This window comes from Methanocella sp. (assembly GCF_035506375.1).
Taxonomy (GTDB): domain Archaea; phylum Halobacteriota; class Methanocellia; order Methanocellales; family Methanocellaceae; genus Methanocella.
This window is the reverse complement of record NZ_DATJPM010000019.1, coordinates 1-25,024: the sequence shown is the minus strand read 5'-3', so window position 1 is coordinate 25,024 and position 25,024 is coordinate 1. Positions and strand designations below refer to the sequence as shown.

32 protein-coding genes and 2 tRNA genes are annotated in these 25,024 nt (G+C 55.2%); 19 read left to right on the top strand and 15 right to left on the bottom strand.

Annotated features, from left to right (window positions below):
• Nucleotides 1–240: 240 nt before the first annotated feature.
• Entirely contained in the window at nt 241–525 is a 285-nt protein-coding gene (locus VMC84_RS02090; RefSeq protein WP_325377658.1) for a hypothetical protein, read from the top strand.
• Between the two features lie 28 nt (nt 526–553).
• On the opposite strand, the gene VMC84_RS02085 is transcribed toward VMC84_RS02090, so the two are convergent.
• Nucleotides 554–997, bottom strand: coding sequence for a flavodoxin family protein (locus tag VMC84_RS02085; protein ID WP_325377656.1), 444 nt, complete (start codon nt 995–997; stop codon nt 554–556).
• Nucleotides 998–1,090: 93 nt separating this feature from the next.
• Between VMC84_RS02085 and VMC84_RS02080 the strand changes: the two genes are divergently transcribed.
• From VMC84_RS02080 to VMC84_RS02070, 3 genes are all read left to right on the top strand, one after another.
• Nucleotides 1,091–2,089 carry a YkgJ family cysteine cluster protein gene (locus tag VMC84_RS02080; protein ID WP_325377654.1) on the top strand — a complete coding sequence of 333 codons (999 nt, stop codon included), beginning with the start codon at nt 1,091–1,093 and terminating at the stop codon, nt 2,087–2,089.
• Nucleotides 2,090–2,111: 22 nt separating this feature from the next.
• Entirely contained in the window at nt 2,112–2,549 is a 438-nt protein-coding gene (locus VMC84_RS02075; protein ID WP_325377652.1) for an AN1-type zinc finger domain-containing protein, read from the top strand.
• 115 nt (nt 2,550–2,664) lie between these two features.
• Nucleotides 2,665–2,748 (top strand) — tRNA-Ser (locus VMC84_RS02070).
• Nucleotides 2,749–3,432: 684 nt separating this feature from the next.
• Here the strand turns inward: VMC84_RS02070 and VMC84_RS02065 are convergent.
• Both VMC84_RS02065 and VMC84_RS02060 read right to left on the bottom strand, forming a co-directional pair.
• Nucleotides 3,433–3,867, bottom strand: coding sequence for a hypothetical protein (locus tag VMC84_RS02065; RefSeq protein WP_325377650.1), 435 nt, complete (start codon nt 3,865–3,867; stop codon nt 3,433–3,435).
• 16 nt (nt 3,868–3,883) lie between these two features.
• Nucleotides 3,884–4,207, bottom strand: a complete 324-nt coding sequence (locus VMC84_RS02060) for a cupin domain-containing protein (RefSeq protein ID WP_325377648.1) — start codon at nt 4,205–4,207, stop codon at nt 3,884–3,886.
• A gap of 145 nt (nt 4,208–4,352) precedes the next feature.
• Between VMC84_RS02060 and VMC84_RS02055 the strand changes: the two genes are divergently transcribed.
• The 3 genes from VMC84_RS02055 to VMC84_RS02045 all read left to right on the top strand — a co-directional run bounded on the left by VMC84_RS02055 (nt 4,353) and on the right by VMC84_RS02045 (nt 6,546).
• Nucleotides 4,353–4,820: a GyrI-like domain-containing protein gene (locus VMC84_RS02055; protein ID WP_325377646.1), complete on the top strand. Its 468-nt coding sequence runs from the start codon at nt 4,353–4,355 to the stop codon at nt 4,818–4,820.
• 90 nt (nt 4,821–4,910) lie between these two features.
• Entirely contained in the window at nt 4,911–5,705 is a 795-nt protein-coding gene (locus VMC84_RS02050; protein ID WP_325377644.1) for a class I SAM-dependent methyltransferase family protein, read from the top strand.
• 70 nt (nt 5,706–5,775) lie between these two features.
• Nucleotides 5,776–6,546, top strand: coding sequence for a class I SAM-dependent methyltransferase (locus VMC84_RS02045; protein WP_325377642.1), 771 nt, complete (start codon nt 5,776–5,778; stop codon nt 6,544–6,546).
• 17 nt (nt 6,547–6,563) lie between these two features.
• Here VMC84_RS02045 and VMC84_RS02040 read toward each other — a convergent pair whose 3' ends face one another.
• Both VMC84_RS02040 and thiD read right to left on the bottom strand, forming a co-directional pair.
• Nucleotides 6,564–6,767 carry a hypothetical protein gene (locus VMC84_RS02040; protein WP_325377640.1) on the bottom strand — a complete coding sequence of 68 codons (204 nt, stop codon included), beginning with the start codon at nt 6,765–6,767 and terminating at the stop codon, nt 6,564–6,566.
• A 50-nt stretch (nt 6,768–6,817) separates the two neighbouring features.
• The gene (gene thiD / locus VMC84_RS02035) at nt 6,818–7,588 is read right to left on the bottom strand and encodes a bifunctional hydroxymethylpyrimidine kinase/phosphomethylpyrimidine kinase (protein WP_325377638.1); all 771 of its coding nucleotides are present in this window, start codon (nt 7,586–7,588) and stop codon (nt 6,818–6,820) included.
• Nucleotides 7,589–7,679: 91 nt separating this feature from the next.
• On the opposite strand from thiD, the gene VMC84_RS02030 reads away from it, so the two are divergent.
• Nucleotides 7,680–7,874, top strand: coding sequence for a hypothetical protein (locus VMC84_RS02030; protein WP_325377636.1), 195 nt, complete (start codon nt 7,680–7,682; stop codon nt 7,872–7,874).
• 30 nt (nt 7,875–7,904) lie between these two features.
• Here VMC84_RS02030 and VMC84_RS02025 read toward each other — a convergent pair whose 3' ends face one another.
• Together VMC84_RS02025 and VMC84_RS02020 are read right to left on the bottom strand one after the other, a co-directional pair.
• On the bottom strand, nt 7,905–8,672 hold the full coding sequence (locus tag VMC84_RS02025) for an ABC transporter permease (protein WP_325377634.1): 768 nt from the start codon (nt 8,670–8,672) through the stop codon (nt 7,905–7,907).
• Entirely contained in the window at nt 8,669–9,574 is a 906-nt protein-coding gene (locus VMC84_RS02020) for an ABC transporter ATP-binding protein (protein WP_325377632.1), read from the bottom strand. The genes VMC84_RS02025 and VMC84_RS02020 overlap by 4 nt, the downstream gene beginning before the upstream one ends.
• Nucleotides 9,575–9,965: 391 nt before the next feature.
• On the opposite strand from VMC84_RS02020, the gene VMC84_RS02015 reads away from it, so the two are divergent.
• Together VMC84_RS02015 and VMC84_RS02010 are read left to right on the top strand one after the other, a co-directional pair.
• Nucleotides 9,966–11,369, top strand: a complete 1,404-nt coding sequence (locus tag VMC84_RS02015) for an aspartate kinase (protein WP_325377630.1) — start codon at nt 9,966–9,968, stop codon at nt 11,367–11,369.
• A 51-nt stretch (nt 11,370–11,420) separates the two neighbouring features.
• Complete coding sequence (locus tag VMC84_RS02010) at nt 11,421–11,561, top strand: hypothetical protein (protein WP_325377628.1); 141 nt, start codon at nt 11,421–11,423, stop codon at nt 11,559–11,561.
• Between the two features lie 197 nt (nt 11,562–11,758).
• Here VMC84_RS02010 and VMC84_RS02005 read toward each other — a convergent pair whose 3' ends face one another.
• From VMC84_RS02005 to VMC84_RS01985, 5 genes are all read right to left on the bottom strand, one after another.
• The gene (locus VMC84_RS02005; RefSeq protein WP_325377626.1) at nt 11,759–12,637 is read right to left on the bottom strand and encodes an SDH family Clp fold serine proteinase; all 879 of its coding nucleotides are present in this window, start codon (nt 12,635–12,637) and stop codon (nt 11,759–11,761) included.
• A 146-nt stretch (nt 12,638–12,783) separates the two neighbouring features.
• Nucleotides 12,784–12,857: transfer RNA gene (locus tag VMC84_RS02000), tRNA-Val, on the bottom strand.
• A gap of 399 nt (nt 12,858–13,256) precedes the next feature.
• Nucleotides 13,257–13,439 carry a hypothetical protein gene (locus tag VMC84_RS01995; protein ID WP_325377624.1) on the bottom strand — a complete coding sequence of 61 codons (183 nt, stop codon included), beginning with the start codon at nt 13,437–13,439 and terminating at the stop codon, nt 13,257–13,259.
• A gap of 15 nt (nt 13,440–13,454) precedes the next feature.
• Nucleotides 13,455–14,354, bottom strand: coding sequence for an RAD55 family ATPase (locus tag VMC84_RS01990; RefSeq protein WP_325377622.1), 900 nt, complete (start codon nt 14,352–14,354; stop codon nt 13,455–13,457).
• 4 nt (nt 14,355–14,358) lie between these two features.
• Entirely contained in the window at nt 14,359–14,925 is a 567-nt protein-coding gene (locus VMC84_RS01985) for a hypothetical protein (RefSeq protein ID WP_325377620.1), read from the bottom strand.
• A 290-nt stretch (nt 14,926–15,215) separates the two neighbouring features.
• On the opposite strand from VMC84_RS01985, the gene VMC84_RS01980 reads away from it, so the two are divergent.
• Nucleotides 15,216–16,271, top strand: a complete 1,056-nt coding sequence (locus tag VMC84_RS01980) for an aminopeptidase (protein ID WP_325377618.1) — start codon at nt 15,216–15,218, stop codon at nt 16,269–16,271.
• A 399-nt stretch (nt 16,272–16,670) separates the two neighbouring features.
• Here VMC84_RS01980 and VMC84_RS01975 read toward each other — a convergent pair whose 3' ends face one another.
• The gene (locus VMC84_RS01975) at nt 16,671–17,204 is read right to left on the bottom strand and encodes a helix-turn-helix domain-containing protein (RefSeq protein ID WP_325377616.1); all 534 of its coding nucleotides are present in this window, start codon (nt 17,202–17,204) and stop codon (nt 16,671–16,673) included.
• 132 nt (nt 17,205–17,336) lie between these two features.
• On the opposite strand from VMC84_RS01975, the gene VMC84_RS01970 reads away from it, so the two are divergent.
• From VMC84_RS01970 to VMC84_RS01940, 7 genes are all read left to right on the top strand, one after another.
• Entirely contained in the window at nt 17,337–18,386 is a 1,050-nt protein-coding gene (locus VMC84_RS01970; protein WP_325377614.1) for an ABC transporter substrate-binding protein, read from the top strand.
• 70 nt (nt 18,387–18,456) lie between these two features.
• The gene (locus VMC84_RS01965) at nt 18,457–19,230 is read left to right on the top strand and encodes an ABC transporter permease (RefSeq protein WP_325377612.1); all 774 of its coding nucleotides are present in this window, start codon (nt 18,457–18,459) and stop codon (nt 19,228–19,230) included.
• The gene (locus tag VMC84_RS01960; RefSeq protein ID WP_325377610.1) at nt 19,231–20,004 is read left to right on the top strand and encodes an ABC transporter ATP-binding protein; all 774 of its coding nucleotides are present in this window, start codon (nt 19,231–19,233) and stop codon (nt 20,002–20,004) included.
• Between the two features lie 83 nt (nt 20,005–20,087).
• Nucleotides 20,088–20,849, top strand: coding sequence for an RAD55 family ATPase (locus tag VMC84_RS01955; protein WP_325377608.1), 762 nt, complete (start codon nt 20,088–20,090; stop codon nt 20,847–20,849).
• A gap of 6 nt (nt 20,850–20,855) precedes the next feature.
• The gene (locus VMC84_RS01950; RefSeq protein WP_325377607.1) at nt 20,856–21,140 is read left to right on the top strand and encodes a hypothetical protein; all 285 of its coding nucleotides are present in this window, start codon (nt 20,856–20,858) and stop codon (nt 21,138–21,140) included.
• On the top strand, nt 21,137–21,445 hold the full coding sequence (locus tag VMC84_RS01945; RefSeq protein ID WP_325377605.1) for a hypothetical protein: 309 nt from the start codon (nt 21,137–21,139) through the stop codon (nt 21,443–21,445). The genes VMC84_RS01950 and VMC84_RS01945 overlap by 4 nt, the downstream gene beginning before the upstream one ends.
• Nucleotides 21,446–21,513: 68 nt before the next feature.
• Entirely contained in the window at nt 21,514–22,368 is an 855-nt protein-coding gene (locus VMC84_RS01940; protein WP_325377603.1) for a hypothetical protein, read from the top strand.
• Here the strand turns inward: VMC84_RS01940 and VMC84_RS01935 are convergent.
• Nucleotides 22,365–22,727, bottom strand: a complete 363-nt coding sequence (locus VMC84_RS01935; RefSeq protein ID WP_325377602.1) for a sirohydrochlorin chelatase — start codon at nt 22,725–22,727, stop codon at nt 22,365–22,367. The genes VMC84_RS01940 and VMC84_RS01935 overlap by 4 nt on opposite strands.
• On the bottom strand, nt 22,724–23,998 hold the full coding sequence (thiC, locus tag VMC84_RS01930; RefSeq protein WP_349256730.1) for a phosphomethylpyrimidine synthase ThiC: 1,275 nt from the start codon (nt 23,996–23,998) through the stop codon (nt 22,724–22,726). The genes VMC84_RS01935 and thiC overlap by 4 nt, the downstream gene beginning before the upstream one ends.
• Nucleotides 23,999–24,059: 61 nt before the next feature.
• Between thiC and VMC84_RS01925 the strand changes: the two genes are divergently transcribed.
• Nucleotides 24,060–24,677 (top strand): MBL fold metallo-hydrolase, encoded by a 618-nt coding sequence (locus VMC84_RS01925; protein ID WP_325377598.1) that lies wholly within the window; start codon nt 24,060–24,062, stop codon nt 24,675–24,677.
• Nucleotides 24,678–25,024: the final 347 nt, after the last annotated feature.

Here is a 25,024-nt window from a genome sequence, read left to right as displayed (position 1 = left end):
CCGGCTTTGTGTCCTTTGTACATTAATCTAAAAAGAAAACTTTGTGAGCCTCCGTGCCATCGTGCCTCTGCGGGCTTAAAACTGGCCATCCCAATATACAACAGCTATTCAACACAGCATTTTTATTAAAACCATGGAAGCCGTGTTCGCCGTGTCGCCGTGGTGAAAAATAAGCCGTGCCCTCCGTGGTACCGCCGTGCGCCCCGTGGTGAAACGCGTTTTTGCCGGCATATCGTCTTATTGATACATCCCGTTGTGTCCACCATGGACTTCAGGGGTTTCGTGGAGAAGTACGGTGAGGCAACGACGCGGTCGGCACTGACGATGGCCGTGGGCCGCATAAGGGGCATTATCACGGAGAAAGTCGCCCGGGCGACGTCCACAGGCGGCATATGCATTCTTTCCATGGACGAGCTGCGCTGCGACGTGGCCAGCGTCGCGCACGTGCTCAACGATTTCCCTTTTAGTAGAGAAGAAAAAGACGTATTGTTGGCGAAGGCATGGGAGATCGTCGGGCCCAGGTAACTGGGCCCAGGTAACTATTACTGCGTGGTCATACACGCAACGTCTTCGCGAAGTCCCGGGCCTGCTCTAGCATCGTATCATTGGGAAGACCACGGTTGATACCGCCCATATACTTGAACAGACCATCGGTATCCCAGCCTTTGCAGAGGAACTCGCCGGCGTTCCGGTAGCCTTTGCGCGAGATAATAGAGCTCAACAGCTTGTGCTGGTTGATATCGCCCTTCCCCGACGTCGAAAAAATGAATATGCTCCTGTCCGAATCTGGCAGGCTCTCCGCCAGCTCGATTATCTTCTTATGGTGCTTGCCGCGGTATATGCCGGAGCCGAGGCCGATGAGGTCGTATTCCCCCGCCCGGCTCGCATCGAACTCGCCTGCGCTCACGACGGGCGCGTTCAGAACTTCGGCCATGGCCTTCGCGACCCGGAGCGTATTCCCGTGGGACTCGGACTCACAGACGATGATCGTTTTCATGATAACTTCAATAATTGCATGCTGGAGTATTAATTGTTCGTATCTTTTTTTCAGGCCGACAAAACTATTTAAGATAGCGCTACGAGTGGAGGAATGATGAAAAAGGTCATACGGGAATTCGAGTGCGCCATGTGCGGCGGCTGCTGCGCCAGCCAGGATCTGGTGCAGCTGACCACGTACGAGCTATACCGGCTTTCCCGGCACCTGAATATTGAGCCGGCGGCGTTCTTCGAGAAGTACTGTGTCGTGGCGGCGACGAGCCAGAACCCGATGCCCCACCTCTATATAAAGACTATCAACAACGCCTGCCCGTTCCTTAAAGATAATAAATGCAGCGTCCACGAGGCCCGGCCCTATGCGTGCCAGGCATACCCGATGCGCGTCTACTGGGTTTTGACCAGGGAGATGAAAGATTTCGTCCGCGCACATTATAAGCTGGAAGACGCGTGCAGTCTGTTTAAGCTGGATGATAACGACGTGCTGCTGGGCGACTACGAGCTGCTGGCACAGCAGACCATCGCCTACTGGGTCGACGATGCCTACTTTAGCATGGCGGCCGGAGAGATCGACCTGTCGATACCATACCGGGTCGCGGACTTTTACATTCACGATAAGGCCATGCTCGACGCGGCGAAGCGGTACGTCGTGAACCCGGAGCACCCGCCAACGGCCTATGATTCCGAGCTGGCCTATGCAAAAATAACATTAACGCTCCAGGCGGCCGTGTGGGATACTACGTCGGCCTTCGTCGAGACGGCGGGGCAGGAAGTGGGCGAGGATGCCTGCATCGGTAAATTCCTGATGATGAAGACGGACGAGGAATCCGTGAAGGCGATCCGGATGCTGGTGGAGAGCGGCCGGCTCGATAGGGCGAGGACGCTGGCGATAGACTCGAAAGCCCGGAAAGACTTGTGCATCGTGGCCGCGCTCCACGGGTCGTCGTCGGACCACCTGGCCCTGGGGTTTACCATTGGCGTGGAGAGGGAAATCTTAGAAGATCTGACTAATAATGGTAAAAAGCCCCTGTACGTCTTTTTCAAGGCCCAGGACGAGGGAAAGCTCGCGGGATTCCCGCTGAACATTAAAATATAGCCAGCGATAAAAGTGATTGTATATGCGTAAGGATGAAGAGATCGAGAGGACACTGAGGGTATATTCAAAATCGAGCACCTTCGAGTACATCCCCCGCTCTAAAAAGGAGGACGACTACGTCGTCGCCCGCCCCATGAAGGCCCCGAAGTGCGTGACCTGCGGCAAGACCGAGCCGGAGCCCTTCGAGTGCGAGTTCTGCCACGAGTACTACTGCGAGGATCATCTTCCGGCGGAAAAGCACGAGTGCCCGGGCCTTAAAGAAGGAGAAATGTCGCCCGAGGACGAGGCGGCCATCAAGAGGGCCATCGTGGCGAAGATGGAGAACATCGTCGGCAGGCTGCCCGCCGTCTACATGCTCATCGACAGCGCGAAGCCCGATGAGCTACGGGCGTTCCTGGAGGCCCTGGAGACGATGGAGAACCTGCTCACGGACATCGTGAACCGTGAGGAAGAACAATAGGGCCGATAAACGAACATTTAAATATTAATATAATTAATATGAAGGTAGTCCGGCTACCGGAAAATCTTAAATAGTATCAATGGAGATTTACGACAGCCGTTCTAGATGTTTTGATGTCGCGGTATCCAAGCCTGGTATGGAGCAGGTTTGCTAAACCTGTGCCCGAAAGGGCTCCGGAGTTCAAATCTCCGCCGCGGCGCTAATGTCGGGCGATTCCGGTCGCCCGACACTTTATTTTCGTCACCTGTAGTGCGGGTTTTATATGGCTCCGTTGTATAGGCAATATAGGTTATAATTTTCTGTCGTCTCGGGTGAATTTACATGATGACAAGGATAAAATTTGATAAGCCGGCAGGAGTGAAGCCTCTGCCAAATTACATGGGAAGCTAATGTATCTTGTCTATATGGGAATCCCTGGCGGTCGCATTTCTGCTTTTCACGCAATAGAAAATTATAAGGGCTTTTAATTAAATAGTTATTATGCAATAGGCAATATAGTTATGTCTATATCTAATAAATCGAGATCATGCGTATTAAGTATTTCACTTTTAACAATCTGTTCAGGCCTGATGGTCATTCTCGATAAAAATAATGAAATTATAATGAATGTGCTAGCTGGTGGTATATTCGTGTCATTGATAATTCTAATTTTAGGTTTTTTATATTTTCTAGATAGCATCATATCCAGGCATGGACATAAAAGTGTTATCTCACAAATGATTGTAAAGATATATTGCTATAAGTGTGGAGCGCCCATGGAAATAACGTGCACTAAATGTCCGAATTGTGGCGCTTCATTAATACCATAAAAGTCGGCGGTTGATTCCTGATATGATAATATTTGAGTCTTTTATAATAGTTTAAATCGCATCCTTGGCGAGTCTTAACGAGCGGCCCCACATTTAAGCTTACGCAATAATTTTTTATCCTCTTCTGTCATCTTCACGTCCGAGCATATATGATACAGGCACACGGGGCTTCTTAGTTCCCTGGGTAAAATGCATCCCGTGCCTTCGCGGCAGAACCCGTCCTGAGGATCGCAATAAGGGGCCATCTTTCTAGCCGAGTCCTCGTCCAGGGTGCTTTCCCGCTGCCAGTGCCCGCAGGTGTCGACGCAGTCCAGGCAGCAGGCGCCCTCTCTTATGTGGATGTAGCGGCAAAAGCTGACACCGTCGCCGCAGTCGAAGTCGATGCGCTCCGTCTGCTTCGCGAGAATACGGTAGGTATCGACATCATATCCACGTATGCGCCCGGAGTCCTTTGGGACGATGGCGATATTCAGCTTACGCAATAGCTGCTCGAACTCGTCATAGCGCATATTAGTTTCCTTAATTCTAAGGCTTGTAGTCCTCTCTCACGGGCGAAAAGACTTCTATTGCGACGGAATCCTCGACGACCTCGGCCCCATGCTCTACGTTCCCGGGAATGGACCAGCTGTCGCCGGGCCTCATATCGTGCGGCTTACCGCCAATTGTCAAAATGATGTGGCCTGACACGAGATAGCCGGTCTGCTCCTGCGGGTGTTTATGCATTGAAAGCGTTTTTCCTCCATCCAGCCGGAATTCGGTCAACAGCATGTTCTCGCCATAGACGAGCGTCTTGCGCCCGATGCCGTCCATTACATCGACATAGCCTGCCCCGTCCGCCTTTTTCACCATGTAATTCGCCAGGATATCACGACCAAAAGCCTGCTTATTTATTGCATAATAGGTGCTATAAAATACTTTCAGAAAACTATTGGCTTAAATTCATATTAACAAATGTACAAGCGCTTATTATTGGATAAATAGGGAGGATAATCAAATGTTCACGAAATGCGAGATTAAAGATCAACCTGCGCAGACCATGATGTCCATTCGCATGCGGACTTCGGTGACGGAATTACCGAACGTGCTGGGCAAGGCGTTCGGCGACGTGGCCATGGCCATCGGCGAACAGGGACAGCAGCCCATTGGGCCGCCGTTCGTTGCGTATTACAATATGGACATGCAGGACCTGGACATCGAGGTCGGGTTCCCGGTCACGAAGAAGCTGCAGGCCAGGGGCAACGTAAAGCCCGGCGATATTCCCGCGGGAAAAGTGGCCACCTGTATCTATACGGGACCTTATGGCGATGGCATGAAGGAGGCCTACGAGGCACTTACGAAACTCGTCGAGGAAAAGAAGCAGGTCCCCACGGGCGTAGCCTATGAGATATACTTCAACAGCCCGATGGATACGCCGCCGGAGAAGCTACGGACACAGATCGTGTTCCCGCTAAAGAGCACATGATCCATGCAGGCTGTATTAAAGTATCGAAGAATGTTCTAAAGACGCGGGTACAATAAAACATATATGGGCCAGCGACGCGTATCCCGGTATATGAGCCTGAAAGAGGACCTGGCCAGCGTCATACCCGGGGACACGTTGAGCCTCCCGGGCCATTACGAGTTGATCGGCGACGTCGCCGTCATCTCGCTCCTGCCCGGGATGGAGGCGTATAAGGCGGAAGTTGCGGACGCCATCCTGGCAAAACGTAAGAACATAAGGACTGTCCTTTATAAGCTGTCGAAGACGGAAAGCGACCGGCGTGTACCCCGATACGAGGTTCTTAGAGGCAAGGACACCGTGGCGACGTATAAGGAATATGGCTTTTCGTACAGGTTCGACATTTCCAGGGTCTTTTTTAACCCCGGCTTAAAATACGAGCGGCACCGTGTGGCTGCCATGGCCCTGAGCGGAGAAAACGTGCTCCTGCCGTTCGCCGGGTCCGGGCCTTTTGCCATACCGCTGGCGGCGAAGGGATGCCATGTGCTCGCCATTGAAAAAAGCGCCGAGGCATGCAAGTGGTTAAATACAAACGCGAGCCTGAATCGTGTCGATGGCAATATCGATATCTTGAATGCGGACGCCCTTGATATGCCGTATCTATTAAAAGCGACATTCGATCGGGCGGTCGTGCCAGCGCCGTACGGGATGGATGAGGCTCTGGATATCATCGCGCCAATGGTCCGTACCGGTGGCATGGTCCACTTTTACGCCTTTAAGAAAAAGCACCAGATCCAGGGTCTCATCGAAAGATATGGCAGCATGGGCTTAAGCATCGAGGGATGCCGCCGCTGTGGCAATGTGGCGCCGGGTGTCAGTCGATGGGCCTTTGACCTGCTAAAACAATAAGCTATGAGGTCATACGCGATATGGCTGATAGCGGTGATCAACAAAGTCATGCATTCGTGAAGGGATCGATATGCCGGTGGATCAAAAAGAAAAGGTGAGGGAGCAGTTCGGGGTTTCGGCTGACGCGTACGCGAAAAGCGAAGTCCACGCGAAGGGAGAAAGCCTGTCGCTTCTCGTCGGCCTGGCGGGGCCTCGAAAGGAATGGCGTGCGCTGGACATCGCCACGGGAGCGGGGCATACGGCCCTGGCGATCGCTCCCCATGTCGAGCGCATCGTCGCAGCCGACATCACTAGAGAAATGCTGCAAAAAGCTTCTGAGCTTGCGAGTTCCCGCGGCATAAAAAATTTTGATGCGTGCATGGCGGATGTCGAGTCACTCCCGTTCCGGGATGCGTCTTTTGACATGGTGACGTGCAGGATCGCGCTGCACCACTTCAGCGATGCCCAAGCCGCAGTGAGGGAAACAGCGCGGGTGCTAAAGCCGGGAGGCGTATTCGGCCTCGACGACAACATTGTCATCGGCGATGCGCAGGCGGAAGAGCACTATAACGCTTTTGAGAAGATACGGGACCCGTCGCATAACCGGGCGTTCACGCTGCCGGCGCTCCAGTCGATGCTCGAAGGCGAAGGGCTGGAGGTGACGTCGACGTGCCGGTTATCCAAGGAGGTCGAGTTCCACGATTGGGCGGACAGGCAGCACGTATCCGGCCCCGATAAGGAACGGTTGATGGATATGCTGCATGACCTGCCGCCAGCGCTCCGCACAATGCTCGAACCCCGTTTTTCGGGCAATACGGCCCATTTCAGCCTGTGGGAAGCGGTAATAGTCGGAAAAAAGTAGTTACGATCGATGGGCAGTTATTCCAGCTTATGGAGGCCGCCCTGGAAATCCTTTATCTTTTTGTTGACGATGTCGAGCCGATGCTGGAGACCGACGCTGCCTAGCGTGGCTCCGCATTCCACCTTGACAGTCTTGTTCTCCTTGATATCCTTGACACGTACCTTGTGCGCCTTGCCGCAGCACGGGCATGGCACGACAATCTCCTCGGGCTCGCTGGACATAGTAATTAGAATGCGTGCCTATTATTTAATTGATCTCTTCAATATCCACGCTACCGGATGCCGCCCGGGTTCACCGGCCTTACGCCGTGCCCCACGTCCATCGAGTTCTGCACGGCGCGCTTGACAAAGGCCTTCGCCTTCAGCACGGCATTCTCGGCCGTTTCACCCCTCGCGAGATAGGCCGTGATGGCGGACGAGTGCGTGCAGCCGGTGCCGTGGGTGCCGCCTTTTACCAGATCGCCCTCGAATATACGGAATCGACCGTCGTATAGAACATCAACGCCGCCCATGTGGCCGCCCGTGACCACGGCATTCTTAACTCCCATGCCATGAATAACCTGGCAGGCCTCCTTCGCCGAGTCGAGGTCCTGTACCTTAATGCCCGAGAGCACGGATGCCTCGAACACGTTCGGTGTCGCCACTTCGGCCAGCGGCAGTATCAGCCTTTTTAATGAATCAACAGCGTCCGGGTTCAGCAGACGCCCCCCGGATTCCGCCACCATGACCGGGTCGACCACGAGCTTCAGGCCGTACAGTTTCGCCTTGCGGGCCACGCACTCGATGGTATCTGCCCGGGAAAGCATCCCCGTCTTCGCGTAGGCTATGTCAAAATCGGCCATTATCGAGTCGATCTGGCTTTCGATGACTTTAACAGGAACGTCGAATACTCCCTGGATGCCGAGAGTATTTTGAGATGTGATGGCTGTGATGGCACATGTGCCGTGGACGCCGAGCGCCTGGAACGTCTTCAGGTCGGCCTCGATGCCTGCGCCGCCCCCGGAATCGGATCCCGCTATGGTCAGCGCCGTGTAGTGGCTCATAAGTGCAAAGACGCCCGGCAGCCTAATAATAGTTTTTCCCCGGGGGCAAAAACATTAAAGATGGATGACGCCATCCATATAAAAGACATACATGCGAGAGAAGGACAGGGTCGTGCTGCTCCGGGAGCTCAAAGCGTCCATCAACGGTATCGTCATACCGGAAGGCGCGACGGGCATTATCACCTATAAGATCCGGGGCAGCGGCGTAAACACCTACGAGGTCGACTTCGGCCAGTATGGCGTTGCCGTCTGCAACAAGGAAGACCTGCAGGTCATTGAAAAATAACTAATGGGGCTTTTTTTACAGGTGTTTTAATCAGTCTTTCAGGCGCCGCTTCATCAATACGGTAGCGATGCCGTAAAAAATGAGCGTGAAGACAGCCATCCAGAGAACCTCAAAGGTAAAGGAGGCCGAATACTGGCCCATAGCCGCCGGCCGGATGACGTTGACGGCATGCGTAAGAGGCAGGAGCCAGGCGAGGCCCGTTACGATGGAGGGCATATGGTCGATTGGGAAGAAGACGCCAGACAGCAGGAACATCGGCGATAGCAGGAGCGTGAAATAATAGTTGAAGGCGTCCATAGTGGGCACGATGGACGTGAAAAAGATGCTCAAAGAGGAGAACATGAAGCCCACGAGGACGACCACAGGTATGATAACTATGGCCGACTCGAGCTTTGCCAGGCCCATCGCCCATATCACGATAAAGATGCAGGCGCCGCTGATCAGGCTCTTCGTGGCCCCCCAGGCAACCTCGCCCAGCACGATGTCCTCGATGGAAACGGGCGTGCACAGGACCGCCTCGAAAGTCTTTTGGAAAATCATGCGGACGTAAGTGGAATACGTGCACTCGTAGGAGGCGGCGAACATGGCCGACGAGGACAGGATGCCCGGCGCCAGGAACTGGGCGTAGCTTATTCCGCCTATCTGGCCCACGAACAGGCCGAGGCCGTAGCCCAGCGCTAATATAAAAAGTAGCGGCTCTGCGAAATAGGGCAGGATATTGGTGACGGCGTTTTTCCTGAAGACTTCCCAGTCCCTGTACCAGATGTGGCGTGCCCTCCACGACGGCAGGTCTATCACTTGATATTCCTCCCCGTAAGCTTCAGGAAAACGTCCTCCAGGGTGGCCTGCCGAACGTTCTGCCTCACGCCGGTGGCTGCCTCGCACTGCCTCTGCAGCGCTTCCGCGTCGCTGCCGTAGACGAATAGGCGGCTCCCCACCTGCTCGATGGACCCGTGCAGGCTTTTCCGGGCCTCGTCCAGCTTTTGCTCGTCGGGCACGTAGAGCTCGCAGACGTTCGTGCCGATGACGCGGCCGATTATTTCGTCGGGGGAGCCGTACTCCAGTATCCTGCCGCCGAAAACGAGGCCGATGCGGTCGCAGAGCTCCTGGGCCTCGTCCATGTAGTGCGTCGTGAGGATGACAGTTTTTCCCTCCGAGCCGAGCCTGATGACGGTGTCCCAGATCTGGCGCCGTGCCGTCGGGTCCAGGCCCGTGGTCGGCTCGTCGAGGATGAGGATCTTCGGGTCGTTGATGAGCGCCCGGGCGACGCTGAGCTTACGCTTCATACCGCCCGACAGGTCGTCCACCGTCGTGTCTCTCTTCTTATCCAGGTCGAAGAAGGACAGGAGCTCGTCGATACGCCGGCGTGATCTTGAGGCTGGCAGGTCGAAGTACCGGGAATAGACCCAGAGATTCTCGTAGACCGTCAGGTCGGTATCCAGGTTGTCCTCCTGCGTGGCCACGCCGATGGCGCTTTTGATCTTTCTGGGTGACTCCCGCACGCTGAGCCCGTCGACCTGAATGTTGCCGGACGTGACCGGTATGCGGCAGTATATCATTTTCATGATCGTGGTCTTTCCCGCGCCGTTCGGGCCAAGAAAGCCGAAGCACTCCGCCTCGTCGATGGAAAAATCGACGTGATCCACGGCAAGCAGGCTGTCATAATATTTGGTAACGCCCCTGCCCCCGATTATCGACATTATGTTAAGGTTAATTTTTATATTATTTCACAGTTTCGGAAGCCCATGTTCCCATGGATCGACCGGTCAAGATCCTCGAAAATGGATGAGCTACACAAAATTTTTTCAGCCACGAAGCTACACTAAGCTGGCTCTAAGCTGCTCTAAGAATATTTAAAAATAATTTATTAACATCTTCGTGTAGCTTCAGGCCAGCTTCGAGCCGCTTCGCGGCTGAAAAAGTTTTCGAGCCGCTTATTGTTTTTCGAGGGCTTTGATAAAAAACCAGTACAGCAAACGGTTCTATTTGAAGGAGTGGCGATTGAAAAAGCCCTATGGCCGCAATTTTTTTATATACCCGTAAGGATTATGTAGCCGCTAGCGAATAGGCTACCTTACACTGTGATGGACTATGAGGCTCGTCATGAAATTCGGCGGTACGTCGGTGGGCGACGGACCGAGGATCAGGAACGTTGCGAAGCTCGTAAAGAGGTATTACGACGAGGGGAACGAGATCATCGCCGTAGCGTCGGCCATGACAGGCATCACCGACAGGCTTTACGAGATGGCGCAGACCGCGAAGGACACCTGCAGCATCGCCGACATCGAGAAGAGCTTCAGCGAGGTGGCCTCACGGCACGCGGCGGCCATCGACGGCGCGATCGATGACCCGGCCATTAAAAAGGAAGTCTCACTCGTCATCGAGCAGCGGCTGTCCGAGCTCAAGAACGCCATCGTGGCAGTGTGCTATCTGGGCGAATTGACGAACCGGTCAATGGCTTTTATCTATTCATTCGGCGAGCGCATGAGCGTCCCCATCCTTTCCGGCTCCCTGCGCTCCATGGGCGTGAAGTCCGTGGCGCTGACGGGCGGAGAGGCGGGCGTCATCACCGACAGCAAGTTCGAGAGCGCGAAGCCAGTCCAGATCACTGACGTGAAAGTCAAGGAAAATCTTCTGCCGCTTCTGAAGCAGGGAACGCTGCCGGTGGTCACGGGCTTCGTGGCCGCCGACCCTAACGGCACGATCACGGTGCTGGGCCGCGGCGGCTCGGACTACAGCGCCTCCATCATCGGGGCGGCCATCGACGCGGACGAGATCTGGATCTACACGGACGTCAACGGGATCATGACCACTGACCCCCGGATCGTGTCATCGGCCAGGACGCTGTCCTGTGTCACGTATTTAGAGGCCATGGAGATGTCCTACTTCGGCGCCAAGGTGCTCCACCCCAAGACCATTGAGCCCGCCGTGAAAAAGGGCATACCCGTAAGAGTCCTCAACACGTTCCAGCCCGACCACCCGGGCACCGTTGTGCTCATGAAGGACGCATCGGGCAACGGCAACCTCATCAAGGCCGTAACCATGATCAAGAACATCGCTTTGATTAATATCAGCGGAGCGGCGCTGTCAGGCACCCCGGGCACGGCGGGCCGCATCTTCTCGGCGCTGGGCAAAGAAGACATCAACATCATCATGATCAGCCAGGCGTCGAGCGAATTCAACGTATCCCTGGCGATCGACGGCGCGCAGGCGGACCGGGCCATCGCCGCCTTACAAAAGGAATTTAGCGAAGACCTCGCCCACAACATCACCTGTAATAACAACGTCTGCGTCATCGCCGTCGTCGGCGAGCGCATGGCGGGCTCGCCGGGCGTCGCCGGGCGGCTCTTCACGGCGCTGGGCGACAGCAACATCAATATCCGTATGATCAGCCAGGGCTCCTCGGAGGCGAACATCTCCTTTGTGGTGAACAAGGACGATGCCCAGAAAGCGGTGAAGGTCCTCCACGACGTGTTCGAGCTCGATAAGCTCTAAGGCCAAAAGTTTTTATTTTCAGCGTTTTTACATTATATTTTGTGATAAGCCATGCCCATCTGCTCGCAGTGTAATTTCTATAAGCCTAAAGACCCGAAAAACGGCGAATGCACCAACACAGGCATCGTCGTGCCAAATGATAATGACACGGCCCGGTGCCCCATGCGCATGTTCGTGCCCAAGTCGAAGTGATTAAAGGCGGCTCGAAAACTTTTTCAGCCGCGAAGCGGCTCGAAGCTGGCCTGAAGCTACACGAAGATGTTAATAAATTATTTTTAAATATTCTTAGAGCAGCTTAGAGCCAGCTTAGTGTAATTTCGTGGCTGAAAAAATTTTGTGTAGCTCATCCATTTTCGAGGATCTTGACCGGTATTTAATGCTGATAGGGTTTATCGCCGCTGCTCTCTTTCCGGCGGCGCCATCGGTATATACTCGACACCGGGCTTGCGCGCGCCCGACGCTGCCTTGTAAAAGTCCATGAGGTCGTAGACGCTCCCGGGTATGCCGATCCTGACGCAGTCGCCGAGGAGTTCCCTCGCTCTCTCGGGGAATATGGGATAATCGTGCGTGTACTTGCCGCTCGCCAGCTCCTCCAGGACGAGCGCTGTCCGGTCCTCGCCGCACTTGCCTTTTAGTATCTCCCGGATCAGGCTGTTCATCTGATCCAGCGCTTTTTGGGCGTTGTCCGCCATGATCAGCGTCTTATCGCTGACCTTATCGACGGGCTTCTCTTTAACGGCTTTGGCAACGGACGCTGCCGCGTAGGAGCTCATGCCGTCCGTCATCTGCGGGTCCACCGGCCCGAGGACCGCGTGCGGGTCCATGAGTATCTCGTCCGCCGCCAGGGCGATGAGCGTGCCGCCGCTCATAGCGTAGTGGGGGACGATGACCCTCTTCGGTGCAGGATGCGCCTTCAGCGCCAGCGCGATCTGCGTCGCCGCCAGCGCGATGCCGCCCGGCGTATGCATGATGAGGTCTATGGGCGTATCCGGAGGCGTCAGGCGGATGGCCCTTAAAACCTCCTCGCTATCATCGATGTCGATGTACCGCGACAGGGGGATACCCAAAAATGCGATCGTTTCCTGCCGGTGGATGAGGGTGATGACCTGGGACTTTCGATCCCGTGAGATCCGGGTTAAGATCCGTCTCCTGGCCAGGTTTATAAAATAGCGCTGGAGGACCGGTATGATGATTATAATGGCGAAGATAAGGAACCAGACGTTCGTCAGGACATTCCACATTGCAGTAAGCGCATCGACAGTTTGCATCACTACGGTAGTTTATCTCAGAGACTTATAAAAGTTGGTATATGTACTGCATTATAGATTATGAAGCGTTTTTCAGGTAAAAGCATAAGCAACCATATAGAAAAACTTTTTCGTGTCGACTCATGCGAAAATGGTAAAAATTCAAGTGGGCCCGAAGGGATTCGAACCCCTGATCCCCGCCGTGTAAAGGCGATGTCATAGCCGACTAGACCACAGGCCCGCTCTTCATACATGGCACTGCTCACATTTAAATTTTGTGGGCAGCGAAGAGCGCTTCCCGGAGCATGATAAGCGAAAAAAGGGATGAGTGCGAGGGCATGGGAGGTTAAAACCATTACATTCCTCGCATCTCCCGTTGGGCATGGGGGTTGACACAATCTTTAAACGTTTAGGGCTATATCGACCGGGCCGGAGCCTTTTGACGTTTTTTTAGGGGGGTTAGGCGCTCCGGCCCTGCCGCATATGGTGATATCTTCTGCTTATAGCACAACTGCGCCCCTGAAGATTGCTGCTCCACGGGCATTAAAGAATACCAATGGTTTGTTTATATACTTTTTCATCTACAGTAAATAAAATAGATAAAAACAGAGAATAAATTAAAAAATTTTAAGTTAAAAAATTAATCGGAGCGCTCACGGTGCTGCATCCACTTGCCATAGCGCTCCTGCAGGTCTTTTCCGATGGACTGTATGTTGCCGCAATCGTCGCAAACGGCGAACTTCTTGCCCTCCGTCTCGAAGAGGACGACCTTTACTTTATGGCTCGCGCATTTCTGGCAGATCATCTCTTTCAGCCCTACCACACCCTGTTAAGGGGCCTAGTTGGCCACCTTCGGCTCGTCGAGGACTTTCTCGTCGCCCTTATAGTCCTCGATGAGCATGTGGACGATCTGCTCGGGCTCCATGTCTCCGAGGTCCGCGCGCTCCAGGTACTTGATCACGGACTTGATCTGCTCCCCCTCCTTCTTGGGCAGGCTCGCGGCGGCGTTGTTGATGGCGAGCTTCAGGTCGGGCGTCAGCTTCTTCATGCGCTTGCCGTCCATCTCGCTTGTATCGAGCACGATGCCGATGCCCAGCACGAAGCGGTATGGATAGGTCAGCTCGCTGTGCCAGGACTGGCGAGACTTCAATATAGTCAGCATACGGTTTCCGGATGTCCCGGGTCCCAGCGTGTAGATGCGGACGATGGTGTCGGCCAGGTACATGGGGATGACCGTCTCGTCGCCGCCCTGGCCGCTATACTCCTCGATCGAGCTGAGGACGGTGCCGATCTTCTTCGTCTCCTTGAAGAGCTGCGAGACGAGCATGCGCTGCTCGTACTTATCGTTGAACGCCCAGATCACCGGCGTCAGCGGGTCGATGACGATACGGGCGTGCGACCCCTTCCAGTCGTCGACGAACTGGGGCATCTCTTCCTTGATAAAATCGGCCAGGTCCTTGCCCGCTGCCTCCAGGAAGACGAGCGAGCCGTTCTCAACGAAGGTGCCAATGTCCTCCCAGCCCATGCTCTTCGCCTCGGCCATGATCTGGTCGCGGGATTCTTCGAGCGTGATGTAGATGGCCTCGTTCCCTGCTTCCAGGCCTTTCCTTAAGAACTGAAGGGCCATTGTCGTCTTTCCGGTGCCGGCCGAGCCTACAAGAATGCTCGATGAATTCTCATTGAACCCCCCATCCAGGAGGCCGTCCAAACCTAATATACCTGTCTTGATCTTCTTCATTATTTCACCTTGCGGCCCATCGGGGCTGGTTTTTCTCTAGCGTGAACTTGATCAGATCGTTCGTATAGACATCGCCCAGGTGATCGTTGATGCTGTCGACCAGGTCGGAGGCGAGAGCCTTCAACTCCTGAGGGTCTTTGGCGACGATCCGCTCGAATTCTTCCCTGGAAAGCTCGCCCATGTTCAGGTGGCTTCCGATGAGGTCCCCTACGATCTTGATCTCCAGTATGACGGAGAGCAGGTCATAGTCCTTTTCCATAAAGCACCCCACGATGGCGTTCTCCGCGTTATAAAGGACGACCACGCCTTCCTCGGACTCGAAGAGGACGCGGCGGATCAAAGGGCTCCTCACGGCGTTGATGGACTGTACGGCCTTTTTCATGAGCTGCATGAGGGCGTTCTCCTTCTGCCGCGGGACATTATCTAAAAATCTTTGAGTGATCACGTCGCCGCTCCTGGAAGTGACGATGGCGCCGAGAGCGCCCTTCTTAGCCATTAAAAGCTGAAGGTCAGCCTCGATATTGTTCTTCCAGTTACTGCCGTGCCGCTTTAAAGTAGGGACCTTTTCCATTACGTGCCTCCGGCGTTTAAACAATTACTATTTTAATATAATTATTTTTATGACAATTAAAGCTTTCTATGGCCCTTGCCGTTCTCACGCCGCGTATTATGTGGTATTATATTAAGTTAAACATATAAAATATTTTGGTTCAAGCGCCCCTTCTTCGCTATAAATGCACCAGGCCTCTTCGCGTACTGCCTGAAGAGTGTAAATGCCGGCCGGGACGGCAGTATGCCGGGCTGGAATTCAAAGAGTATTTAGGCTATGAGCGTCATCTTATTTTTCCGGGAGATGTTCAAGTGACTAAGCTTATAGAGGCCGCAAAGGTGGCCATGCGGGATGTCGTCGGCCTGAGAGAAGGCGAAGAAGTGCTCATCATTACTAACTTCGAGGGCGACGTGTTCCCGGTGGCCCGGGCCATCTTCGATGTGACCAGAGAGCTGAAAGGCAGGCCCACGATGGCGGTCCAGGAAATGAAGACCACGTACACGTACGCGGAGCGACTCGTTCTGGAGGCCATCAAGGCGGAGCCGGACGTGCTTGTCTCCTTATCCGCCAGCAAGATTGGCAAGGACCCGTTCGGGCAGACCGTGGGCTACGTGGGCAAGGACGGTAAAAAATATCAGCACATCTTCGACAAGCTCATCGACGGCGACAAGCGTGTCCGGGGCTTCTGGTCCCCCACGACGACGGTCGAGATGTTCGAGCGCTGCGTGGCGCTGGACTATAATGAGATGCAGGCGACGGCGCAGAGGCTGAAGAAGGCGCTGGACGGGGCAAAGGAGATCCACGTCACGGCCCCCGGCGGCACGGACGCCTACATCGGCGTCAAGGGCCGCAAGCCCATGCTGGACGACGGCAACTTCCGGCTGCCCGGCCTGGGCGGTAACCTCCCCGCGGGCGAAGTCTTCATATCGCCGTCCATCGCCGGCGTGAGCGGCACCATCGTGTTCGACGGCACCGTCGACCTGGTGCCTGAAGCGGTCATCCCTAAAAAGCCCGTGAAGGTCGTCCTGAAGGACGGCTACGTGGACAAGGTGCTCGGCGGCGTCGAGGCTAAGGGCCTGCTGAAGGTCATCGAGAGGGGCGAGGCGATGGCCCGGGAGAAGGGCATGAAGGAAGAGGAGCGGAACGCCCGGCATATAGGCGAGCTAGGCATCGGCATCAACTACAAGGCGAAGATGACCGGGAACCTGCTGGAGGACGAGAAGGTCGGCCGTACGGTTCATTTCGCCATCGGCGCCAACTACGATAATGATGCCAACGCCATGATACACCAGGACTGCCTCGTCATAAAGCCCAACATGTGGGTCGATAAAAAGCAGGTCATGAAGGACGGAAAGCTGCTCGTATAGAGTGACATCCGAGCCTTCCTTCATTTTTTATCAATTTTTACAATTTAAGATACAAAGTTATAAAGAGCACTATTTTCACCACGAAGGCGCGATGGGCACGGAGGCTCACAAAGTTTTCTTTTTAGATTAAGTTACAAAGTACACAAAGCCGGTTCATTGACATCAGGGCACGAAGGATACAAAGACACAGTGGAATGAACAAGAGCACTTTTTGCCATTGTGCCTTCATATCCTGTATCTTAGAAGTTCAAAAAGCGGCTCTGTGCCCTTTGTCTCTTAATTATAAAAAAGACTTTGTGAGCCTCCGTGCTCTCCGTGCCTTTGTGGTGAAAAATAGTGCCTCAGTACACTCCGAGACTTAAAAGAGCATATTCAACAAAGCAAAAAAGTAAAAAAAAATCAATGCCCCAGTGTGCGTACCTTCTTTGAAGCATTCTCGATTGCGGCGATGACGCTGTTCCCCGGCATGATGGTCGCAACCGGAATACGCAAAACCTTCTCGAGCGTATAGCTCACTATGGGTGCGCAAACGAGCGCCTGTGCTCCATCACGCTCCGCCTTAATGGCGGCGACGATGGCGTCCTCCATGGTCATGGCCGAGTACTCGCGAACGACTATGCGCTTGCCGTCCACGAACATCTCCCGCTCGCTGATGCGGTCCAGCACCTGCCGGGCGGCGATGACGGCAATAAATTTCTCACGGCTCAGGCCCTCGATGTTACGGATGGCATCCACGACCTCACGCAGCGTGCCCAGGTTCGGGTCCCGGTCGCCGTTCAGGATCTTATAGAGCGTACTGGGCGAGATACCGGAGCGCTCGCCGAACTCCGTAATGCTGAGCCCCAGGTCTTTTTTAATGACCCTCTCCAGCGTTTTCCGGAACTCCTCGTCCGACTGGAACGCGGCCGTGATCACGTCGTCTGCAATAGTCATAATTGTCAATCCTTAATGTATAATTAATGAAGTAATATTTCTACCTTTGTATCAAGAAAAAGTTGCCCTGGGGAAAAACTATAAATCGATTATAAATCGATTAGTACTAATTAAGCATACAGAAGGTATCTTATGGCTAATAATCTCTTTGATAAGCTTAACGACGATAAGCTTTCACGCCGGACGGTTCTGAAGATCGGTATAGCGACGGGAGTAGGCCTTGCCGGACTCTCGGTGGCAGGGTGCACCAGCCCGGGCCCAACAACGACGCCCCTGCCCAGCGCCGTTCCGCTCAAGTCCTCTGTCCCCTCAGGGTACATGCAGTCGGACCACTCGGCGGCCATATTCGTAGCCGACTCGAAGGGCATCTTTAAGAAATATGGCCTCAACATCCAGCTCACGCTGTTCACCGCGGGCGGGCCCATCATGCAGCAGATCGGCGCCGGGACCCTCGACCTGGGCTTCGCCGGCGTCCCGCCGGTCATCGCCTCCATCGACAACGGCGTCCCCACTAAGATCGTCGCCGCGCTCCAGGGCAACGGCTCGGGCATCATCGTCGGGAAGAACTCGGGCATCACGAAGGTCGCCGACCTGAAGGGCAAGAAGATCGCCGTGCCCGTGAAGAACTCGTCCATCCAGGATATCATGCTCCGGCAGCTTCTCAAGGATAACAACATCGATTACGAAAAGGACGTCAGCGTCACGACCGTGGCGGTCGGACAGATGCCCGCGGCAATCGGCGCGGGGACCTACGACGCGGCATTCACCTGGGAGCCGTTCGTGTCGATGACGGCCATGAAGAACCTGGGCAACATCCTTATAAGGTCCAACGAGATCATGCCAAACCACCCGTGCTGCTGTGTCGCGGCCACGACCACGATGATCGAGCAGTACCCGGACACGCTCAAGGCGTTCTTCAAGGCGCTCAAGGAAGCTACCGATTTCGTCCTGACGAACCCGCAGGATACGGCGCAGATCATCTCGGGCAAGGACTACCTGAACGACGAGGCGGCGATCGAGGCGGCAGCGCTGCCGAACGTCCACTTCCTGGCCGTGCCGGACGAGGAGTACATATCGGGCACGGAAAAGTTCGCCGCCGAGATGAAGGCCCTGGGCGTGACCAAGAAGGACCACGACAGGAGCGACCTGTTCGACCTGTCCCTGATCAACCAGGTGACCTGAGAGATTTTTTTAAAAGAGGCTGCTGGATATTCCAACAGCTTTATTTAATATAAATATGCATGTTATGCCAATGCCCGGTTTACGTAAACGCCTGTTACAGATATCCGGCATCCTGACCGTGCTCGTGCTCTGGGAGCTGACGACGGGCGTGCTCGGCATATTCAAGTGGTTCATACTGCCGCCGCCGATGGACGTGCTCCTGACGATGGTGAGCATGATCACGAGCGGCGAGCTGTTAGTCGACGCGGGCTGGAGCCTGCTCCGGGTGATCCTGGGATTCATAGTTGCCGCCGCCGTCGCCATACCCCTGGGCATAGCAATGGGCTGGATCCGGGAGCTTTCATATATTCTGGACCCACTCGTCGAGATTCTTCGTCCCATACCACCTATCGCCTGGATCGGGCTGGCGCTCCTCTGGTTCGGCATCGGCCTGGGCTCGGCCGTATTCATCGTGTTCATGGGCGCATTCTTCCCGATATTGCTAAACACGATCTCGGGTGTGCGTAACGTAGAAAAAAGGCTCATAGAAGTCGCTGAAACCTTTGGGGCCAGCGAGCTCGAGGTCCTGACTAAAGTCGTCATACCGGCCGCCTTGCCCACTATATACACGGGGCTGCGGGTAGGCATGGGCATCGGCTGGATGTGTGTGGTGGCGGCCGAGATGGTCGCGGTCAAATACGGCCTTGGCAACCGGATCATCGAGGCGTCGAACATCCTCAGGACGGACATCGTGCTTGTGGATATGATCACCATCGGCCTGCTGGGGCTGGCCATTAACTACATCTTCCAGATCGTCGGGGACCGCGTCTTCCGCTGGCAGCAGGGCGTCGGCAAGGAGGCTTAAATGTCGGGCGATATCCATGTTTCCCACGTGAGTAAGGTGTTCCCCGGGAACGATGGCGGCTCGCTCAAGGCCGTCGACGACGTCTCGCTGGATATAAGAGATTCCGAGTTCATCTGCATCGTAGGCCCGTCGGGCTGCGGCAAGTCGACGCTGCTGCGCATGATCGCCGGCCTGGAGTCAGTCACGAGCGGCGACATCTGGCTGGGCGAAAAAAAGATCACGTCCCCATCGTCGGAGATAGGCTTCGTGTTCCAGGAGTACACGCTGTTCCCCTGGAGGACCGTCGAAAAGAACGTGGAGTTCGGGCTGGAGATAAAGAAGCTGACGCCCGCGGAACGGGAAAAGATAGCTGGCAGGTACATCGACATGGTCGGCTTGGACAGGTTCAGGGACTCATATCCCCATCAATTATCGGGCGGCATGCGCCAGAGGACGGCCATCGCTCGCACCCTCGCCGTTAACCCGGAGGTCCTGCTCATGGACGAGCCTTTCGGCGCGCTGGACGCCCAGACGCGCAACATCCTCCAGGAGCAGCTCCTGGACATCTGGCAGAAGGAGAAGAAGAAGGTCCTCTTTGTCACGCATAACGTGGACGAGGCCGTATTCCTGGCGGACCGGGTCGTCATCATGACCGCCAGGCCGGGCCACATCAAGGAGATCGTCAACATCGATATCCCCCGCCCGAGGGTGCGCACCGAGACCGAGGTCAACAAGGTCCGAAACGTGATCCTGAGCTCTTTGTTCGAGGAAGTCAGGAAGCTCTCGGAACATTAAGTTTTTAAAGCACCTGAGCGCCGATACTTTCATGTGCCATTAATTAAATAAATAACATTTAATATTTTAATGGGCGGAGCATAATGTCGGAGCGCTTAAGCACGGGCATACATGGCCTCGATAAAATGACCGGCGGCGGATTCATCCGGGGAGATACTGCGCTCATCACCGGTCCGCCGGGCACCGGCAAGACGACCTTTGGCATCCAGTTCCTGCTCGAGGGCATTGCTAAAGGAGAGAACGGCGTCTTAGTGACGGTTGAGGAGCTGCCGGAGAAGATCGAGGACGACGCCCTTAACTTCGGCTGGGACCTGCGGAAGCTCGAGGCCGAAGGCCGGCTGAAGATATATCAGCTTCACTCGGAAATGCTCCAGTCCGGCGGCGCCCCCATCATGCAGTGCCTGGAGGTGGTCAATTCCATAAAGGCCGGGCGTGTCGTGATCGACCCTATCTCTTTATACTCCATGAACGTCCACGACCCGAACGACCTGCGGCGTGAGATCTACGCCTTCGTGAACTACATGAAGGAGAACCGGCTGACGCTGCTTCTGACCCACGAGGTGCCGGACATCATCACCCGTATCTCAAAAATATCCGACTACGGCCTCGAGTTCATCGTCGACTGCATTATCATGCTACAGTACGTGGAGATCGAGTCGGAGATCCGCAGGTCGGTCAGCGTGCTCAAGATGCGGGGCTCGGACCACGATATCGCCATCCGGCGGTACCGGATCTCCGGCAAAGGCATCGAGATCGAGTCCCCGTTCCAGGGCTATGAGGGCATCATGAGCGGCACGGCACGAAAGACCGGCGCCGAAGGCTTCATGGAAGCGTTCAGGCGGTAGGTGCGCATGGACCCACTTCAGCTCGCACTGGCGGCGGCCGTGGCATGCGAGATGGCACTGTTCTTCTTTATTTTTTGTATCGCCCGCTTCTACGAGCTGAAGTTCCGGGAGAGCACGTACCACGCCTCCTTCCTGCTACCTGTATTCATCCTTGCGGCAATAATACTCGCGTGTATCTTCGCGAGCCTCGGTCTGGAGACGGGTCTGCTGCTCGTAAACCTTTGCTCGCTTTTAGTGATGATGACTACGGGGCTGTTTCTCTACCGCAAAATGATGGGGGTGGGACGGTGAACGCGCCCGTGGACATTCTCAACTGGGCCCTGCTGTTCATTACTTTATCCGCGATGGCGCTCATGCTGAGGGCCCTCAGCCGTAAGCTGGGCGACGCCCTGCACATGAAAAAGTACTATTTCCTTTACGATGCCAGCGTCATCGTTTTTATTGCTGCCATAGCCCTGATGCTGCTCTCGTATCCCGACGGCCCTTGGTCGTTGCCGTCCAGGCTGCTCTTTATTGCCGGGGCGGCGCTGATGACAGGCACCACGGCCCGCTACTGGGGATGGATAATCCCTGAAATATTCAAGGGGAGCAAATAATTTTTATAGTGGAGAGCAAAGCATTAATATCATTGGGTTTAAAAGGGGAATGGTAAGGGGATATAAAAATGGCACTTGGATCGAGGGATATCTTATATTTCTTCATGGGCATCATCGCCGTTGGCGTCGTCGTGTTCTTCAGCGCCTACGAGCTGACGACGTTCCAGTCGGTCAGCGATATGCTGGGCGGAATCGCACAGCAGCCGAACCAGGCGTCGAGCTTATACTCGCAATATTCGGACATGGATAACCAGTTCCGTATTAATAATTATACTGGCGTTTTCACATTCCACTATGGTGCCCAGGATATAGATGTTACTGGTTCGCAGGCTAGGGGAAAGAATGAGGACCAGATTAAAAGCTTAGTACTCGATAAGTACGCGACGAACTTCTATAACGGCAACGTGGCCGGTGGCTCGCTGGCCACCGTCGCGGGCATCGTCGGGGCCAGCGCCAACGGCTTCTACTTCCTGATGGCGGTCCTGCTATTAGCCGCTTTCGTCATCATCATCGCGCTTTCCTTCATCCAGAAGTGGTACGAGACCACGAAGGATATGCTCAAGAGCGCTGGCAAGATCATCCTCATCATTGGCGTTATCACTTTCATCGTATTCCTGTTCCTGCCGTCCGTTATAAAGTCGGTCATGTGGGCTTCGATCAGCACCGACCTGGGCCGGGACGTCTTGTACGTCATCGAGCCCCGCATCACCGGGACCTTTCTCGTCAATAACCTGATCGTCGTCCTGTTCGGCGCGCTGCTCTACGGCGCCGGCTTCCTCATCCACATAAACACCGGAGAAGGAGAGCCGGACGCGATGGGCTACCTCCGGGAGCCGCCCCGGATGAGGCAGTCCCAGTCTATTCCGAAGATCAGTAAAAATGCCTCGAAGCCGCCCGATAACCCTAAACACCGGCAGCTCTAAGGCGTTCGTTTCGCTTCCCCGATTCGTTCCTTTATTATTTTAACGATATGCTCCGAACGCCCCAGCGGCTCCAGCAAAAATATTTCTTTGCCGCCTGCGAAGCCGTGGGAGGCCTCGATGCCCAGAGCCCCTGGGATCGTTACCCTCGTATGATATCCATGGGCGATGAGTAGCGGCATGACGAAGACCCGCTGCGCTTTTACGAGCCTTAGCGCGTCTTCGATGCACGGCTCCTGTTCCAGGTAGCAGGCCACCACTTCCTCAAAATCTCCTTTAAAAAAATCGACGTAATATGGGAGCACGTCGTCGGCGTACTCGCTCCTGCTCCCGTGGCCCACGAGCAGCAGCGCGTCGCTCATATCTTACCGGACTTCAGGGCGTCCCTGACCAGCTTGATGGCGCAGAGGTCGCTGCACATGGAGCACGTCTCTCCCTCAGTCATACGCGTGCCCCGGATGTGCTCTGCCCTGTCGGGGTCCACGGCCATCCGGATCTGCGCTTTCCAGTCCAGGTCGCTGCGCGCCTGCGACATCCGCCGGTCTGTCTCCCGGGACCGCTCCCGCTGGCCTTCCTTCACCGTATCGGCCACGTGGGCGGCGATCTTTCCGGCCACGACGCCGTCCCTGATATCGTCGGCCGTGGGCAGCGCCAGGTGCTCGGAGGGGGTCACGATGCACAGGAAGTCCGCCCCTGCCATGCCCGCGACCGAGCCGCCGATGGCTCCCACGAGGTGGTCGTAGCCGGGGGCGATGTCCGTCACGAGCGGCCCAAGAAGGTAAAGGGGGGCATCGCCGGTCAGCTTCTTCATGGCCTTCACGGTCATCTCCACTTCGTCCAGGGGCACGTGGCCCGGGCCCTCGACAATGGACTGGACGCCCGCCTCGCGGCAGCGTTTTACTAGCTCGCCCAGCGTGATCACTTCCATGAACTCGGGCCGGTCGGACGCGTCGGCCATGCAGCCGGGCCTCATGCCGTCACCGAGGCTCAGCGTCAGGTCGTACTCTTGCGCGATCTCAAGCAGATAGTCGAACTCCTCGTAAAAAGGATTGTCCTTTTCGTTGTGTAGCATCCAGGCCATAGTGAGCGCGCCGCCCCGGCTCACGATGTTCAAAAGCCTTGGATCGTTCTTCAGGCGGCCAAGGGCGTTACGGTTGACGCCGCAGTGCACCGTCACGAAGTCGACGCCGTCCTTCGCGTGCTCGCGGACCGAGCTGAAAAAGTCGTCCGCCGTCATATCGACCGCGTTCCGCCGTTTCCTGGCCGCGTGGTAGATGGGCACCGTGCCCAGGGGCACTTCGAGCTCTTTCGCCAGCCGCTTCCTCACGGTATCCCGGTCGTGGCCCGTCGAGAGGTCCATGACCGCGTCGGCGCCATACTGGACGGCGACCTTCGCTTTTTTAACCTCGTCTGCGCAATCGTCGTAGTCCTTCGATGTGCCCACGTTGGCGTTCACCTTGGTGGACACGAGCCTGCCCACGGCCCTGCCGGCTATGGATTTACGGGCGTTGCGGGGCACGGCGACCAGGCCCTTCGCGATAAGCGAGCTCAGCCTGACGGCGTCCACGCCTTCGGCCTTTGCGATCTCCTTTATTTCGGGCGTTGCCCCGTTTCTTGCGTCTCTCATTAACATGGCGATTACCATTCAGCTTTGAACACAGTATTTATGCTTCCCTGGCGGAAAACGATACGTGATGCGCGTAAAGAACGTAAACGGGATTTCTTATGATTCCAATGCTTATCTAATTGACGCAAAGCGTAAAACCCTTGTGGACGCCGGCATGGACCCCGGCCGCGTCCTGCAAAACCTGGACGGCGGCCTGGACCTTATCCTTCTAACGCACTGCCATTTTGACCACATCGGGGCGGTGCCCGGGATCGTTAAGGCGACGGGAGCGAAGGTGGCCATCCACGAGGAGGACGCGGCTCTGCTGCATAACGACAACGCGGCGGCCATGTTCAACGCCCGGCGGCCGGAGTTCGGCGTGGACATCGTGCTCAGCGATGGCGAGGACGTGGACCTGGGAGACGTTATCCTGAAGGTCATCCATACGCCGGGCCATACGCCGGGAAGCATCTGCCTCTACGATAAAGAGTCAAAGGTACTCTTCACCGGCGACACGGTCTTCGAGGGCGGCAGCTTCGGGAGGACGGACATCGGCGGCGATCCCGAGGCGATGATCCGGTCGCTGGAGACCCTTACGAAGCTCGACGTTTCGGCGCTATATCCAGGACATGGCGGGGCTGTATTGAGGAAGGCAAAAGAGTCAATACTCGCATCATATAATAATGCGAAGCAAATGCTTTTTTAAAAAATGCTGCGTTGAATATTGATCGGTCATTGTTTAGCAAGTAGTCTTATTTTCATCGTTTGCGTAATAGCCAAATTTATCGATAGTTTCCGATTATCTTTTTCAATTTTTATGCTTTGTTGAATATGCCCCTTTAAGTCTCAGAGTATATGAAGGCTCTATTTTTCACCACAAAGGCACGAAGAGCACGGAGGCCCACAAAGTCTTTTTTATAATTAAGAGACAAAGGACACAGAGCCGCTTTTTGAACTTCTAAGATACAGGATATGATGGCACAGGGGCAAAAAGTGCTCTTGTTCATTACACTGTGTCTTTGTATCCTTCGTGCCCTGATCGCCAATGAACCG